Consider the following 14,136-nt stretch of genomic DNA (forward strand, 5'->3'; position numbering starts at 1 on the left):
TTCGGCACATGAGCACGCCGGCCAGCCCGCCCGAGGTGGAGGTGCGCCGCTCGCGCCGCCGGCGGCGCACGGTCTCGGCCTACCGCGACGGCGACCGCATCGTGGTGCTCATCCCGGCCTCGATGAGCAAGCGCGACGAGGCGACCTGGGTCGCCGACATGGTCGCCCGCATCGAGCGGCAGGAGAAGCGGCGGCTGCGCTCCGACGGCGACCTGGTGGTGCGGGCGGCCAAGCTCAACGACCTCTACTTCGGTGGCCTCGCCATCCCCGCCTCGGTGCGGTGGGTGAGCAACCAGAACGCGCGCTGGGGCTCGTGCACCCCGGGCGAGCGCACCATCCGGCTCAGCGACAGGCTCCAGAAGGTGCCCGCCTGGGTGGTCGACTACGTCCTGGTCCACGAGCTGGCCCACCTGCTGGAGTCGGGCCACACGCCCGCGTTCTGGGCGTGGGTCGACCGCTACCCCCGCGCGGAGAAGGCGAAGGGCTACCTCGAGGGCTACTCCGCGGCCGCGCGGCTCGAGCCGCCGCCGGGCGACGACGTCGACTGACGCGACCGCACGCGCGCCACGGCGGCGTCGACGAGGACGTACATGTCGTCGAACGTCGCCGGCAGCGCGTCGACGGGCCACCACCGCACGTCGATCGACTCCTCGCTCGTGGCGTGGGCGGCCGTGGGCTCCGCCGTGGCGAGGAAGCGCACGTCGAGGTGGTGCACGGTGCCCCGCTCGGAGCAGAACTCCACGGCGTGCTCGTCGACCGACAACGGCTCCTCGTCGAGGTCGAACGAGGCCAGCCCCGACTCCTCCACGAGCTCGCGCCGTGCGCCGTCGGCGAGCGAGGCGTCGCCCGGCTCGAGGTGACCGCCGAAGGCCAGCCACGCGTCGGCCTTGCGGTGGTGGTTGAGCAGCACCCGGCCGCCGTCGGGCGACACGACGATCGCCCCGGCGGTGAGGTGGTCGGGGAAGCAGGCCTTGGCCAGCCCGTCGGGGTGCGCGGCGAGGTGGGCGAGGAAGCGCCGGCGCAGGGCGTCCTGGCCGGGGGTCGGGGCGACCCAGCCCGTCAGCGTGGCGACCGCGGCCGCGTGGAGCTGAGCGCTCACCCGGTGGGGCGGGACCCGCCGTCCTCCGGGCCCTTGTCGGGGCCGTCGTCGGGGTCGTCCTGGCCGCCGCCGAGCAGGTCGCGCAGGCCGGCGTCGAACTCCTCCTCCGACAGCTCGTCGGGCGTCACCGAGTCCTCCCGGAAGCCCAGCGGGTCGTCGAGGTCGGCGGCGGTGGGCAGCAGGTGCGGCGACATCCAGACGCCGTCGCGGGCCTCGGTGCCCTGCCGGGTGCGCAGCGAGCCCCACAGGGTGGAGGCGTCGCGCAGGCGCCGGGGCCGCAGCTCGAGTCCGACGAGGGTGGCGAAGGTGTGCTCGGCGGGACCGCCGGCGGCGCGCCGGCGGCGTACGGTCTCCTGCAGCTTGGCCGCGGCGGGCATCCGCTCGGCGGTGGCCTGGCCGACCACCTCGTCCACCCAGCCCTCCACCAGCGCGAGCGTCACCTCGAGCTTCTCCAGCGCCGCCTTCTGGGCGGCCGACGGCTCGGGGTCGAACAGGCCACCGGTGAGGGCGTCCTGCATCGCCTGCGGGTTGGCGATGTCGACCTCGCGGAGCTTGGCCTCCATGCCGGAGGTGTCGAAGTCCATGCCGGCGCCGTACTCGGCGACCGCCCCGATGAGGTGGTCGCGCAGCCACGGCACCCCGGCGAACAGCCGCTGGTGCGCCGCCTCGCGCAGCGCGAGGTATAGCAGCACGTCGTCGGCCGAGACGTCGGGGAGCTCCTCGGCGAAGACCGCGACGTTGGTCGGCAGCAGGGCCGCCTTGCCGATGGGGCCGAGGGGCAGGCCGATGTCGGAGGCGCTGAGCACGTCACCGGCCAGCGCGCCGAGGCCGCTGCCGACCTGGGTGGCGACCATCGCACCGCTGGCCCTGCCGATCATGGCCATCAACGGGCCGGCCAGCTGCTTCATCTCCTCGGGCATGGCCTGGCCGAGCGCCTGGGTGGCGGAGCCGGCGATCGGCTCGACGAGCACCTTCCACACGGGGATGGTCTCCACGATCCACTCGGCCCGCGACCACGCGGCGGTGGTGCTCACCCCGGACGGGAACTCGGTGGTGGTGTCGAGCCAGTGGTCGGCCAGGCGCACCGCGTCGTCGACCGCGGCGGACTGCGCCGCGCTGACGGTCGGGTCGGGCTCCTGCGCGGCCGTGCGGCGGGCCAGGTCGGTGACCGTGTCCCAGTTGACCGCCCCGTCGTGGGGCGCGAACAGGGACTGCATCTGCGCCATCAGCGAGTTGAGGTCGGGCATCCCGCCTCCCGCGCCGAACCCGCCCATCTGGGAGAAGATCTGCTCGAAGGGCGTGCCCTTGAAGGGGTTGTTGTCATCGGGACCCTGACCGGACGACCCGGGTCCGCCGGGGGTGTCACTCATGGGGCCAACGTTACCCACCCGGCCCAGCAGCCCCCGCGCCTGCGCCACGCCTGCCCCCACGGGCGCGCCGGACCTAGACTCGCCCGGGTGAGCGACCCCCTCCGCGACCCGCTTCGTGACCCGCTTCGTGACCCCGTCCGTGATCCGCTGCGCCTCGTCGACATCCGCGACACCCCGCTCGACGTCGTCGAGGTGCTCGACGCCCTCGGCGACGACGGGGCCGGCGGCCTCGTCCTCTTCGTCGGCCAGGTCCGCGACCACGACGGGGGCAAGGGCGTGGTGGCGCTCGACTACTCCGCCCACCCGTCCGCACTGGCCCGGCTCGAGGACGTCTGCCGGCAGGTGGCGCGGGACCACGACGTCAGGGGAGTGGTGGCCGTGCACCGGGTCGGCGAGCTGCGCATCGGCGACCTCGCCGTCGTCGTCGCCACCACCGCAGCCCACCGCGGTGATGCCTTCGCGGCGTCCCGGGCACTCATCGACACCCTCAAGGCCGAGGTGCCGATCTGGAAGCACCAGGTCTTCGACGACCAGAGCGAGGAGTGGGTCGGCACGCCGTAGGCCTCCCGGTCCCGGGAGGTCCCTGCGCCTACGCTCGTCGGGTGGAGATCCTCCTGTGGTTCGTGCCGTCGGCCGTCGTCACTGTCGCCGCCATGGCGTGGGTGTCGTGGGCCGGGCGCGACGGCCGCGGCGAGGTCGACCGTGACGTGGCCGCCGAGCGCCTCGGCAGGGCGCTGTCGAAGGACCTGCCGGCGCCCCCCCGGCGTACGCCGGCGCCCGGGCGCGACCGCAGCACCGGCATCGCCGTCCGCCCCAGCCACGGCGCCGCGCCCCGCGACGACGCGGGCCGGCGCGCCTCCTGAGGAGTCCGCCCGGGGTGGCTCGTCGTCGGCCGGTTGCCGCCATTTGAGAGAGTTGGGGACATGAAGGAGCGGACAGGTGCGGGATTGCTCGCGCTCTGCCTGCTCGCAGCACTGTGGGCGGCGGCGGCGTTCGTGCCGTTGCCCTACGTCACCTACTACCCAGGACCGACCGTCGACATACTCGCCGACGACGACGGCAAGGAGATCGTCCAGGTCGCGGGCCGCAAGGCCTACCACGACGACGGCGAGCTGCGGATGACCACCGTCTACGTCAGCACGCCGCAGGAGGACGTCTCCCTGCCCGAGCTGCTGCAGGCCTACTTCGACCCCGACGCCGCCGTGTGGCCGCGGTCCTCGATCTACGCTCCCGACGAGACCGACGAGTCCACCGACCGCGAGTCGGAGGCGGCGATGGCGTCCTCCCAGGACACAGCCGTGGCGGCGGCCCTCACCGAGCTCGGCGAGGAGGTCGACCCCGTCGTGAAGATCCTCGACGTGACCCCCGGGCTGCCCGCCGACGGCAAGCTCGAGGTGCGCGACGTGCTGCTGCGCGTCGGCGACACGCCGATCCGGGAGGCCCAGGACGTGGTGGATGCCGTCGACGAGGCGTCCCCCGGCGAGCCCCTCACCTTCCTCGTGCGCCGCGGCGAGAAGGAGGTCAGCGTCGACGTCACCCCCGAGGAGGTCGAGGGCGACCTACGCATCGGCATCGCGCCCGGCCTCGGCTTCGACTTCCCCTTCGACGTGAGCGTCGACATCTCCGAACGGATCGGGGGCCCCAGCGCCGGGCTGATGATGGCGCTCGCCATCTACGACACCCTGACGCCGGGCTCGCTCACCGGCGGCGCCGAGATCGCCGGCACCGGGACGATCACCCCCACCGGGGAGGTCGGCCCCATCGGCGGCATCCAGCAGAAGATCGCCGCCGCCCGCGACGCCGGAGCCGACCTGTTCTTCGTGCCGGCCGCCAACTGCGGCGGCATCGGGGGAGTGGACCCCGGCGACATGCGCCTGGCGAAGGCCACCACGATGCACGCCGCCGTCGAGACCCTGTCCGACTGGGTGGCCGACCCCGACACCGACCTGCCGACCTGCGAGGACACCGCTTCATGACCGACCCCACCCCACCGGCGCCCGACGCCGGTCCGGCCGACGCGGCCGCACCCGACGCGCTGCCGGAGGACCCCGCCCTGGCCACTGCCGTCCTCGAGATCGAGGCGCACGTCGCCCAGGACGGCTGGGACCAGCCGGCCCGCCTCTACGCCCTGGTCGACACCGCCGAGCTGGTCGCGCAGGAGCCGGCGCTCGCCGCGGTGATGGAGATCGACGGTCCCGCCGAGGACGGCTCGCTCACGCCGATCGAGCAGGACGGGCTGCCCCCCGGCCAGGTCCTCGAGGACGTGCTGCACGGCATCGCCTGGCCCGACAGCGTGGCCGGCTGCGCCGCCGTCATCGAGCGACTGGTGCTGCCGCCCGGCGTCGACGACGACATCCCCGACGACCCCGCCGCGGCCGAGCTGTTCGCGCGCGAGCACCCCGACCGCCAGGAGGTGCGCATGGTCGCGGGCGTGACCCGCGCCGGTGCGTCCTACTGCGCCCTGCGGCTGCGGGCCCACGACGACGAGCAGTCGGTGGTCAACGGCACCGAGCTGGTGCCCGGACTCCTCCAGCTGCTCCACGAGACACTGCACGACACCCCTCCCCGCCCCGACGAGAACCCTGAGCAGGCCTAGTCAAGATGAGCAATCCGTTCGACCGACCCACAGGACCCTCCGGACCCGACGGCCCCCAGCGGCCTGGCGGACCCGGCGGCACAGGAGGCGCACGGCCCGCAGCCGCGTCACGCCGGCCGGGAGCGCTGGTCATCACCGCGATCGTCCTGGTCGTGGGGTTCATGCTGCTGAGCGCGTTCGCCTCCTTCTGGACCGAGCGACTGTGGTTCGGCTCGGTCGGCTACCAGGAGGTCTTCAACACCCTGCTGCTGACCCGCGTCGGGCTGTTCTTCGTCTTCGCCGGGCTGATGGCGGCCGCGGTGGCCATCGCCATGGCGATGGCCTACCGCTTCCGCCCGCTGCTGTGGCCGGGGATGCCCGGGACGCCCGACGACGGCATGGACCGCTACCGCGCGCTCCTCGCCCCGCGGATGGGCCTGGTGATCGCGGTCGTCGCCGGCGTGATGGGGCTCTTCGCGGGCGCGTCGGCCTCCGGCCAGTGGCGCAGCTTCTCGCTGTGGCGCCACGGCGAGCAGTTCGGCACCACCGACCCCTACTTCAACAAGGACGTCGGGTTCTACGTCTTCCAGCTGCCGTTCTGGCACTACCTCGTCGACTTCGTGATGGCCGCTGCCGTCGTCGGCCTGATCGCCTCGCTGCTGACCAACTACCTCTTCGGCGGCATCCGGCTCTCCGCCCGCCCCGGTGAGCGGCTGACCAGTGCCGCGCAGATCCAGGTCTCCGCGCTTCTCGCGCTGTTCGTGCTCGCCAAGGCCGTGGACTACTGGCTCGACCGCTTCGACCTCGTCACCAACTCGGGCTCGATCTTCACCGGCATGGGCTACACCGACGACAAGGCAGTCCTGCCGGCCAAGGAGATCCTCGCCGGCATCGCGATCGTCTGCGCGCTGCTGTTCCTCGCCAACATCTGGCGACGCACCTGGCTGCTGCCGTCGGTCGGTGTCGCGTTGTTCGCCCTGTCCGCGATCATCCTCGGCCTGATCGTGCCGACGGTGGTCCAGGCGATCCGCGTCAACCCCAACGTGCCGGACCGCGAGGGCCCCTACATCAAGGCCAACATCGACGCGACCCGCGCCGCCTACCAGCTCGACCAGATCGAGGTCCGCAACGTCGCCGGCACCGGTGTGGCCAACGACGGCCGGCTCGAGGAGCTCGACGGCATGACCGCCGGCATCCCGCTGGTCGACCCCCAGATCGTCAGCGAGATCTTCGAGCAGCAGCAGCAGGTGCGCGCCTACTACTCGGTGCCCAACGTGCTCGACGTCGACCGCTACGAGATCGACGGCAAGGACCGCGCCGTCGTGCTCGGCGTGCGCGAGCTCGACCAGAGCGGCCTCGCCGAGGGCGACCAGAACTGGTCCAACCTGCACACCGCCTACACCCACGGCAACGGCGTGATCGCCGCGTACGCCAACCAGCGCCCGGAGGATGACTCGGTCCAGCAGACCGGCATCCAGTGGGCCGAGGGCCAGGAGGCCGACGAGGACGCACTCACCAGGCTCGCCGGCGACGAGGGCTACGAGACCCGCGTCTACTTCGGCGAGCAGAGCCCGACCTACAGCATCGTCGGGCTCAACCCCGACGGGAAGCCGGTGGAGTTCGACCTGCCGCGCGGCGAGCGCACCGACGAGGACGTCGCGACGACCTATGACGGCAAGGCGGGCGTGCCGATCGGCAACATCGTCAACCAGCTGCTCTACGCGGTGCGCTTCAGCGAGCCCAACCTGCTGCTGTCGAGCCGCGTGCACGAGAACTCCAAGATCCTCTACGACCGCAACCCGCGCCGCATGGTGGAGAAGGTCGCGCCGTGGCTGACCGTCGACTCCGACCCCTACCCGGCGGTGGTCGACGGGCGGATCCTGTGGATCCTCGACGGCTACACGGTCACCGACAAGTACCCGCTGTCGCAGCGGGAGTCGCTCGAGGAGATGACCGACGACTCGCTGCAGGAGAACACCGGGTTCCAGACCCTGCCGACCGACGAGATCAACTACCTGCGCAACTCGGTCAAGGCCACCGTCGACGCCTACGACGGCACCGTGTCGCTCTACGAGTGGGACGAGGCGGACCCGATCCTGCAGGCGTGGGAGGCGGTCTTCCCCGACGTCGTGCAGCCCAAGGACGACATCCCCGACTCGCTGCGCGAGCACCTGCGCTACCCCGAGGACCTGTTCAAGGCCCAGCGCTTCCAGTTCCAGCGCTACCACGAGACGTCCGCGTCGGCGTGGTTCGAGGGCTCCAGCCGTTGGGAGGTGCCGAGCGACCCGCAGCGCACCACCCGGCTGCAGCCGCCCTACCGCCTCTTCGCCGACACCGGCGACGGCGAGACCTGGTCGCTGACCTCGGTCTACGTGCCGCGGCGCAAGGAGAACAACCTCGCCGCCTACCTGTCGGTCAACAGCGACGCGACGAGCGACGACTACGGCAAGGTCAGGGTGCTGCAGCTGCCCAACGAGCCCACGGGCGGGCCGCTGCAGATCGCCAACACGTTCGCCACCAACGAGGACATCAGCCAGGCGCTGCTGCCCTACACGACCGGTGACGCCGACCGGGTGCCGGGCAACCTGCTCACGCTGCCGATCGACGACACGTTCATGTACGTGCAGCCGGTCTACACGCGCCGTGACGGTGAGTCCAACTTCCCGATCCTGCGGTTCGTGCTCGTCTCCTACGAGAACAGGGTCGGCATCGGCACCACGCTCGTCGACGCGATCGAGGACGCCCTGACCTCCGACGCCTCGGAGGACGAGACGACCGACCCGACGGAGGACCCCACGGAGGAGCCGACCGAGGAGCCGTCGGAGTCGCCGGGTGAGCAGCCGACCACGGAGCCCGGCACCCCGTCCACGGTCCGCGAGCTGCTGGAGCAGGCCGAGGACAAGTTCTCCCGGGCCGACGAGGCGCAGCGCAACGGCGACACCGTGCGCTGGGCACGCCTCATGGACGAGGGTCGCGCGCTCATCGAGGAGGCGGTCCGAGCGGCACGCTGACCCCCGATTTGGGCTCCGCCCGACCACCCCTGTAAGGTTCTGTTCACCGACGCGGGGTGGAGCAGCTCGGTAGCTCGCTGGGCTCATAACCCAGAGGTCGCAGGTTCAAATCCTGCCCCCGCTACAAAGGACGAGGCCTGATCTGCAGCGATGCGGATCAGGCCTTGTCGCTTCCCCGGGGATCCGGATCCCCCCGCTCGCTTCCCTCGGTCCAGGCGCGCTCGGGTCTCCTCGATCACGGCGACCAGCTCGTCCCGGCTGGGGCCGGCGGCGTACGGCGCCCGCCAGCCGGTCTCGTAGACCGCCCGCGCCAGGGGCTCGGCCGGCGTGGGGCAGCTGGGGAGCGCGGTCATCGAGAAGTACGGTCCGGCGTACTCGCCGATCCGGGGGGTCCGCCTGGGCGGCCTCGCGGATCCGCTCGGTCGTCAACGGCCGGGCCAGGTCGAGCTCGGCGCCCTGCCAGCGCGCCACGGCATCGGTGTCGATGGCGATGTGGTCCTCGACCCAGGGGCGGATCTGCTCGTCGCACCAGGCACCGAACGGGTCGGCGAGCGACGCCGGATCCGCGCCGTCGTCGAGCAGGCGGAGGAGGTTGTCGATCTGGGTGAACGCCATCGCGATGCCGCGGCCGCGGGTGGGTGTCGTGGTGGCCACGACGTCACCCACCGATGCGAGCCCGGCGATCCGCCGCTGGGGCCGGTACACGTTGCGCAGGGCGCCGCCCACCATCACCGGGCTGGGCGGTCGCGCCCGCTCCGGGACGGTCCAGAGGGCGAGTGCGGGGACGGCGCGACAGGCAGCGTCGAAGACGGCGTCGAGCCGGAGTGGCTTCAGCCCGTCGTCGGCCGTCGGGCAGCCGAAGAGCACCGAGAAGTGTCCGGCCTCGTGCAGGAACAGCAGGACCTGGTAGCCGTCGTACCCGCTGAAGGCGCCGAGCGGGTTGTCCATCGGACCTGGCTCGGCCCCCGGCGGGCCAGCACGTCGGCCCACTGCGGGCGGAAGCCGCGAGCGGGTGTCCCGGCCGTCCGCTGCCGGCGTCGAGTGCTGTCCCTCGCGCGGACGACGACGCCTCCAGCACTCGACTCGCGCTTGGGCCGCGCTGGCCCCGCTCAGTGCGGTGGGTCGGTCGTGTAGCGGGTGTCGCTCTGCGTCACGACCTCCGCGGCGACGTCGCGGAGCTTGATGTTGGCGGTGGAGGAGACGCGTACCAGGTAGTCGAAGGCATTCGACTCGTTGATCCGGTAGCGCTCCATGAGGATGCCGACGGCCTGTCCGATCACCTTCCGGCTGGACAGGGCGGTGGTGAGGTGCTCCTCGTTGTGTCGCCCTCCCAGGGCGGTGGCGGCATAGAGCGCGAAGAGCTGGGCCAGGTCTCGCGACTCGGGGCCGATGCCATCACCGGTGGTGCTGCAGAGGTTGAGCACGGCGCCGCCGGCGCTGTCGACCTCGTGCAGCCCGATCCCCATCTGGGCCGTGACCCCGGCCTCGAGGGCGCGGGGTACGAAGCTGGGCCAACGGTGCTCATGTCGCATGTGGTCCGAGATGACCGTGCCCCCGTCGACCAGGGCGTCCAGGCACGGTCCTTCACCGCAGTCGTACTGGATGAGGTCGAGCTTCTCCACCACGTTGCTGGAGGCGGCGTAGGTCTCGTTCTGCCCGTCCTTGCCCCGGATGGTCACGCTGGCGTGGTCGATGCCCGGCACGGCGTCCGGTGCGGCGGCGACGATCGCCTCGACCATGTCGTGGGTGGTGCGGGCGGCTGTGATGCTCGTGGCCGCCTGGGCCAGCAGCGCCGCGATCCGCGGCGGCTCTACCTGGCTCATACGCTCGCTCCCTCGCGGCCGTTCTCGCCTGATGCGTTCACCATCACCATACGGCGTCGCTGCCGGGACGAGCCGACGGTCGAGGCGATCGACGCTACGTGCGCGCGACGGGCGCCGTGGAGGTGCCCGCGCCCCGGCATACGATGGGGGGTATCGCGGCCGACGCCGGGCGGCGCTGCCGCACCCAGCGCCCCGACCCTCGCACCCAGGAGAACCGATGGAGCTCGACCCCACCTCGATGAAGCCGGTCATCAACCGGATCAAGCGCGCCCAGGGCCAGCTCGCGGGCGTGCTCCGCCTCCTCGAGGAGGGGCGCGACTGCGAGGACGTCGTCACCCAGCTCGCTGCGGTCTCCAAGGCGCTGGACCGCGCGGGCTTCGCCATCGTGGCCAACGGCCTGCAGCAGTGCCTGCTCAACGGCGACGGCGGCGCCGACGACATCGACGTGAAGAAGATGGAGAAGCTCTTCCTGTCGCTCGCCTGAGGGCGGGCGTACGCCCTGCGTGCGGCGGGCGGGCCTCCGGCCACCGCTCAGGCGGTGACGTCCTCCGCGGCGAGCGCCCGCACCCAGTCTGCCTTGACCGCGCGCCACTGCTCGTCGTCGAGCCCGCGCCGCCAGTAGGGCGAGCAGGAGAGCATCTGCTCGTCGACGACGCCCTCGCCCAGGAGCACCCGCCGCACGGCCCGCGTCGCGCCCGCCTCGCCGTGCACGAAGGCGCTCACCGGCCCCGGTGCTGGAGGCAGGGCGCGCACCGCGTCGGCGAGCAGGCCCTCGGGGTCGGCGTGACCGGTGCGGTGGACCCACCGGACGTGGAGCACACCGGGGGAGTGGAGCGGCACCTCACCGGCGGCGTCCTCGACCTCGAGCACGGCCGTCACGGGCCGACCCTCGGGCACGGCCTCGGCGCACGCGGCGATCGCCGGCAGGGCGCTCTCGTCGCCCACCAGCAGGTAGGAGCCGGCGTCGGGATGGGGGTGGTAGCCGCCCGCCGGGCCGCGCAGCTGCAGCCGGTCGCCGGGCCGGGCGTGGGTCGCCCACCGGCCCGCGTGCCCGACGTCGCCGTGGGCGGCGATGTCGAGCGTGAGCTCGCGACGCGCGCCGTCCCATGCGCGCACCGTGATGCGGCGCGGCCGCGGCCGCTGGGAACGGGGCAGCCCACGCACGGCCTCGTCCTCGAACGGGGGCGCGTAGGGGGCCTCGGGTGGCAGGAAGAAGCAGTTGACGTAGTCGTCGGCGTGCCCGGTCGGGGTGAACCCGTCGAGCCCCGGCCCGCCCAGCACCACCCGGACGAGGTGGGAGCCCAGCTGCCGGGTGGAGACCACCTCGCCGTACATGTCGTCCCTCCTGGGCGTCCGGGACCCGCCGGTGCTACCCCGGCGGGTCGTCGCGCTCAGGTTAGCCATGCCTCGCCGACCCTCCGATGCCGCGGTCAGGTCAGTGGCGCCGACCAGGTCACCGTCGTGCCACGGCCGTCGGCCGTGGCGACCTGGAGGCGCCCGCGGCGCTGCTCGGCGCGCAGCCTGAGGTTGGCCAGCCCGCCCGTCTCGTGCACGCCGTCGGGCATCCCCACGCCGTCGTCGCGCACGCGCACGACCACCTCGGTGTCGACCGCCACGTCGACCGCGCACGTCGAGGCGTGGGCGTGGCGCACGACGTTGGACAGCGCCTCGGTGATCACGGCCAGGACCTCGGAGAGCAGGTCCGTGTCGAGCACGGACCCGACGGGTCCGTCGAAGCGCACGACAGGACGCACCTTCATCGTCCTGGCGGCACGCTCGACCACCTCCACGATGGCCGCGCGCGGGTCGGCGGCCGCGGCCACCGGGCCGAGCCGGAAGATCGTCGTCCGGATCTCGCGGATGACGTCGTCGATCTCCTCGGTCGCGCGGTCGATGCGCGCGGCCATGTCGCACGGGTCCTCGACCCATGACGCACTGTGCAGCTCGAGGCCCACCGCGAAGAGCTGCTGGATGACCAGGTCGTGCAGGTCGCGGGCGATGCGGTCGCGCTCCTCGAGCACGGCCAGGCGCCTCTCGTCCTGGCGGATGCGGGCGACGTGCAGCACCAGCGGAGCCTGCTGGGCCAGCAGGGTGGGGAGCGCGGCGTCGTGGTGCAGGCGTGCCGGGTCGACCTCGTCCACCCAGGCCAGGGTGACGGCGGCGTCGCCGTCGGCGGAGCTGTAGAGCGGGACGACGAGGGCGGAGGCCATGGGGCCGTGACCGAGCGCCGCCGAGACGTCGACCCCCCTGTCGTGCTCGAAGATGTTGTTCACCTTGAGCGGGCGGCCGCTGAAGGTCACGCAGCGGGTGAGCGAGGTGGTGAAGTCGACCTCGGCCATGGCGTCCGGGTCGGCGTCGAAGCCGGAGACGACGCGCAGCTGCAGGTGGGCCGGGTCGTCGCCCAGGACGATCCAGGCCGCATCGGCACCGGAGAGGTCGCGGGCCCAGTCGGCGACGATCTGCAGCGACATGTCGTCGGGGTTGGACGTGACGAGCTCGCTTGCCGCCGAGACCCACCGTTGGCGGTGCGATGCCCGGTCGTGGAGCCGGGAGTTCTCGATGGCCATCGCAGCGACGCCGACGAGCGCCCGCGCGACCTGCTCGTCGCGGTCGAGGAACGCCGGCCCGTTGGTCTTCTCGGAGAAGTAGAGCGTCCCGACGGCGCGGTCGGCGACCCGCACCGGCACGCTGAGGATGTCGCGCGCTGCGCCCTCGGCGCGACGAGGGGGCCGGCGGCCGGTGGCATCGTCGCTCGCCGCCCGCGACGTTTCCTCGCCGGGCGAGCCCAAGGGCTTGTCGGTGAGCAGGTCGTCGAGCCGCGTGCCGTGGGTGCCGAGGTCGCCGTGGGTGAAGAGGAGGCGCATCGGCCGGGTCGTGTCCCAGTCGGCGATGGCGAGGGCCCCGAAGCGCGCGCCGGTGATCTCGGCCCCCACCCGGAGCACCTGGTTGAGCACGTCGTCGAGGGCCGAGCCGGACGACAGGGTCGACGCCGCAGCCAGCAGCCGCTCCCACCGGTCCGTCTCGTCGTCGGCACGACCGCCGCGCCTGGCCATGCGCATCAGGTCGTCGAAGGTCGACCTCTCCGGGCCCCATTCCTGGGTGCCGGCGGCGATGTTGTTCGAGATCTCCTGCATTCCTGCTCCCCCCAAGATGTGCGGCTGTGTCACACGATCATGCGCCCTGCAGGCGTCTCCCTCCCCTGACGTCCACCCCTAGGGGGTGCGAAAGGACGGCGAGCTCGCGAGCCGCCCGTCGCGGCGGCCGCGCCTGGTCCACCTGTACCCGCGGCTGCATGGCCTCAGCCGTGACGATCGCCGGTGTTGGGGTGCGGGCTCTTGGCGAGGATCGCGGCCTGCGTCCTCGACCTCACCCCGAGCTTGCCGAGCACCGACGACACGTAGTTCTTCGTGGTCTTCTCGGACAGGTGCAGCGCGAACGCGATCTCGCGGTTGGTCATGCCCTCACCCAGCAGCTCCAGGACCTGTTGCTCCTTGGGGGTGAGGTGACGGGTCAGGGGGTCTTCGGGGCGCGTGTCGCGTAAGCGGGCGAGGACGTGCGAGGTCACCGCCGGGTCGAGCATGGACTGCCCGTCGGCGACCCGGCGCACGGTCTCGGCGAGGTCGGCCGGCTTGACGCGCTTGAGCAGGTAGCCGGCCGCCCCGGCCATGATGGCCGCGAACAACGCCTCGTCCTCGTCGTAGGACGTGAGCATCAGCGCCGCGATGCCGGGGTCGACCGAGCGGACCTGTCGGCACACCTCGACCCCCGAGCCGTCGGGGAGCCGGACGTCGAGGATGGCGACCTGCGGGCGCAGGGCAGGGATCTGTCTCGCCGCCTGCTGGGCCAGGCCCGACTCCCCGACGACGACGATGTCGCCGTCGTGCTCGAGGACGCTGCGGAGCCCTCGACGCACCACTTCGTGGTCGTCGAGCAGATAGACGGAGACGGGTCGACGCGACGTGCCGGCCGCGGCCCGAGACGGCTGTGCCATGCGACCAAAGTACCGCTGTGCGCCGACTCCGTGACGTGGTAAGAAGTCACGCTAGTTGTCCAACGTTCGGCACTACCGCGCTGCGCTCGCTGGGTCTATCGTGCCGAAAGCGGTCCCGGGCCCGACGGTGAGCGGTCCGGGACATCTCGCGGTCATGCGCCGTGCCCGCCCGGCAGATCAAGGCAGCTCCCGCCCGCCCGGCCGGGGTCCCATTGCGGAGGTCATCGCGGCAGCGAGCACTTGGCCTCTGCGTTCCGTGCGCCGCGT

The 14,136-nt window shown here is 72.4% G+C and carries 14 protein-coding genes and 1 tRNA gene; 8 read left to right on the forward strand and 7 right to left on the reverse strand.

Features of this window, described 5'->3' with window-relative positions; all coding sequences use genetic code 11:
* The first annotated feature begins 8 nt into the window (after positions 1-8).
* A complete protein-coding gene (locus AC3X7Z_RS15850; RefSeq protein ID WP_186341525.1) occupies positions 9-548 on the forward strand; it encodes a M48 metallopeptidase family protein in 540 nt (179 codons plus the stop codon).
* Here the strand turns inward: AC3X7Z_RS15850 and AC3X7Z_RS15855 are convergent.
* Both AC3X7Z_RS15855 and AC3X7Z_RS15860 read right to left on the reverse strand, forming a co-directional pair.
* The gene (locus tag AC3X7Z_RS15855) at positions 497-1,099 is read right to left on the reverse strand and encodes an NUDIX hydrolase (protein ID WP_489976546.1); all 603 of its coding nucleotides are present in this window, start codon (positions 1,097-1,099) and stop codon (positions 497-499) included. The genes AC3X7Z_RS15850 and AC3X7Z_RS15855 overlap by 52 nt on opposite strands.
* A complete protein-coding gene (locus tag AC3X7Z_RS15860; RefSeq protein WP_489976547.1) occupies positions 1,096-2,469 on the reverse strand; it encodes a zinc-dependent metalloprotease in 1,374 nt (457 codons plus the stop codon). The genes AC3X7Z_RS15855 and AC3X7Z_RS15860 overlap by 4 nt, the downstream gene beginning before the upstream one ends.
* An 87-nt stretch (positions 2,470-2,556) precedes the next feature.
* Here AC3X7Z_RS15860 and AC3X7Z_RS15865 point away from each other — a divergent pair, with 87 nt between their 5' ends.
* The 6 genes from AC3X7Z_RS15865 (at position 2,557) to AC3X7Z_RS15890 (ending at position 8,179) form a co-directional block, all read left to right on the forward strand.
* The gene (locus tag AC3X7Z_RS15865; RefSeq protein WP_489976548.1) at positions 2,557-3,030 is read left to right on the forward strand and encodes a molybdenum cofactor biosynthesis protein MoaE; all 474 of its coding nucleotides are present in this window, start codon (positions 2,557-2,559) and stop codon (positions 3,028-3,030) included.
* 41 nt (positions 3,031-3,071) lie between these two features.
* A complete protein-coding gene (locus AC3X7Z_RS15870; protein ID WP_489976549.1) occupies positions 3,072-3,332 on the forward strand; it encodes a hypothetical protein in 261 nt (86 codons plus the stop codon).
* Positions 3,333-3,392: 60 nt separating this feature from the next.
* The gene (locus tag AC3X7Z_RS15875; RefSeq protein ID WP_489976550.1) at positions 3,393-4,445 is read left to right on the forward strand and encodes a YlbL family protein; all 1,053 of its coding nucleotides are present in this window, start codon (positions 3,393-3,395) and stop codon (positions 4,443-4,445) included.
* Entirely contained in the window at positions 4,442-5,065 is a 624-nt protein-coding gene (locus tag AC3X7Z_RS15880; RefSeq protein ID WP_241005354.1) for a PPA1309 family protein, read from the forward strand. The genes AC3X7Z_RS15875 and AC3X7Z_RS15880 overlap by 4 nt, the downstream gene beginning before the upstream one ends.
* 5 nt (positions 5,066-5,070) lie before the next feature.
* Complete coding sequence (locus AC3X7Z_RS15885) at positions 5,071-8,055, forward strand: UPF0182 family membrane protein (RefSeq protein WP_489976551.1); 2,985 nt, start codon at positions 5,071-5,073, stop codon at positions 8,053-8,055.
* A gap of 50 nt (positions 8,056-8,105) precedes the next feature.
* Positions 8,106-8,179: transfer RNA gene (locus AC3X7Z_RS15890), tRNA-Met, on the forward strand.
* Here the strand turns inward: AC3X7Z_RS15890 and AC3X7Z_RS15895 are convergent.
* A complete protein-coding gene (locus tag AC3X7Z_RS15895; protein ID WP_489976552.1) occupies positions 8,161-9,003 on the reverse strand; it encodes a hypothetical protein in 843 nt (280 codons plus the stop codon). The genes AC3X7Z_RS15890 and AC3X7Z_RS15895 overlap by 19 nt on opposite strands.
* Before the next feature lie 161 nt (positions 9,004-9,164).
* The gene (locus tag AC3X7Z_RS15900) at positions 9,165-9,878 is read right to left on the reverse strand and encodes an ANTAR domain-containing protein (RefSeq protein ID WP_489976553.1); all 714 of its coding nucleotides are present in this window, start codon (positions 9,876-9,878) and stop codon (positions 9,165-9,167) included.
* A gap of 217 nt (positions 9,879-10,095) precedes the next feature.
* Between AC3X7Z_RS15900 and AC3X7Z_RS15905 the strand changes: the two genes are divergently transcribed.
* Positions 10,096-10,362 (forward strand): metal-sensitive transcriptional regulator, encoded by a 267-nt coding sequence (locus tag AC3X7Z_RS15905; RefSeq protein ID WP_186341535.1) that lies wholly within the window; start codon positions 10,096-10,098, stop codon positions 10,360-10,362.
* Positions 10,363-10,409: 47 nt separating this feature from the next.
* Here AC3X7Z_RS15905 and AC3X7Z_RS15910 read toward each other — a convergent pair whose 3' ends face one another.
* From AC3X7Z_RS15910 to AC3X7Z_RS15920, 3 genes are all read right to left on the reverse strand, one after another.
* Positions 10,410-11,213, reverse strand: a complete 804-nt coding sequence (locus AC3X7Z_RS15910) for a siderophore-interacting protein (protein WP_489976554.1) — start codon at positions 11,211-11,213, stop codon at positions 10,410-10,412.
* Between the two features lie 95 nt (positions 11,214-11,308).
* On the reverse strand, positions 11,309-13,012 hold the full coding sequence (locus tag AC3X7Z_RS15915) for a GAF domain-containing sensor histidine kinase (protein WP_489976555.1): 1,704 nt from the start codon (positions 13,010-13,012) through the stop codon (positions 11,309-11,311).
* Positions 13,013-13,176: 164 nt separating this feature from the next.
* On the reverse strand, positions 13,177-13,869 hold the full coding sequence (locus AC3X7Z_RS15920) for a response regulator (protein WP_489976556.1): 693 nt from the start codon (positions 13,867-13,869) through the stop codon (positions 13,177-13,179).
* Positions 13,870-14,136: the final 267 nt, after the last annotated feature.

This window comes from Nocardioides sp. Z24_21, from assembly GCF_058134345.1.

Excerpts from the sequence above, each read along its gene's own strand:
- AC3X7Z_RS15880 (WP_241005354.1), top strand. The coding sequence starts at position 4,442 with ATGACCGACCCCACCCCACCGGCGCCCGACGCCGGTCCGGCCGACGCG.
- AC3X7Z_RS15920 (WP_489976556.1), bottom strand. The coding sequence starts at position 13,869 with ATGGCACAGCCGTCTCGGGCCGCGGCCGGCACGTCGCGTCGACCCGTC.
- AC3X7Z_RS15860 (WP_489976547.1), bottom strand. The coding sequence starts at position 2,469 with ATGAGTGACACCCCCGGCGGACCCGGGTCGTCCGGTCAGGGTCCCGAT.
- AC3X7Z_RS15910 (WP_489976554.1), bottom strand. The coding sequence starts at position 11,213 with ATGTACGGCGAGGTGGTCTCCACCCGGCAGCTGGGCTCCCACCTCGTC.
- AC3X7Z_RS15850 (WP_186341525.1), top strand. The coding sequence starts at position 9 with ATGAGCACGCCGGCCAGCCCGCCCGAGGTGGAGGTGCGCCGCTCGCGC.
- AC3X7Z_RS15895 (WP_489976552.1), bottom strand. The coding sequence starts at position 9,003 with ATGGACAACCCGCTCGGCGCCTTCAGCGGGTACGACGGCTACCAGGTC.
- AC3X7Z_RS15885 (WP_489976551.1), top strand. The coding sequence starts at position 5,071 with ATGAGCAATCCGTTCGACCGACCCACAGGACCCTCCGGACCCGACGGC.
- AC3X7Z_RS15875 (WP_489976550.1), top strand. The coding sequence starts at position 3,393 with ATGAAGGAGCGGACAGGTGCGGGATTGCTCGCGCTCTGCCTGCTCGCA.
- AC3X7Z_RS15915 (WP_489976555.1), bottom strand. The coding sequence starts at position 13,012 with ATGCAGGAGATCTCGAACAACATCGCCGCCGGCACCCAGGAATGGGGC.
- AC3X7Z_RS15900 (WP_489976553.1), bottom strand. The coding sequence starts at position 9,878 with ATGAGCCAGGTAGAGCCGCCGCGGATCGCGGCGCTGCTGGCCCAGGCG.
- AC3X7Z_RS15905 (WP_186341535.1), top strand. The coding sequence starts at position 10,096 with ATGGAGCTCGACCCCACCTCGATGAAGCCGGTCATCAACCGGATCAAG.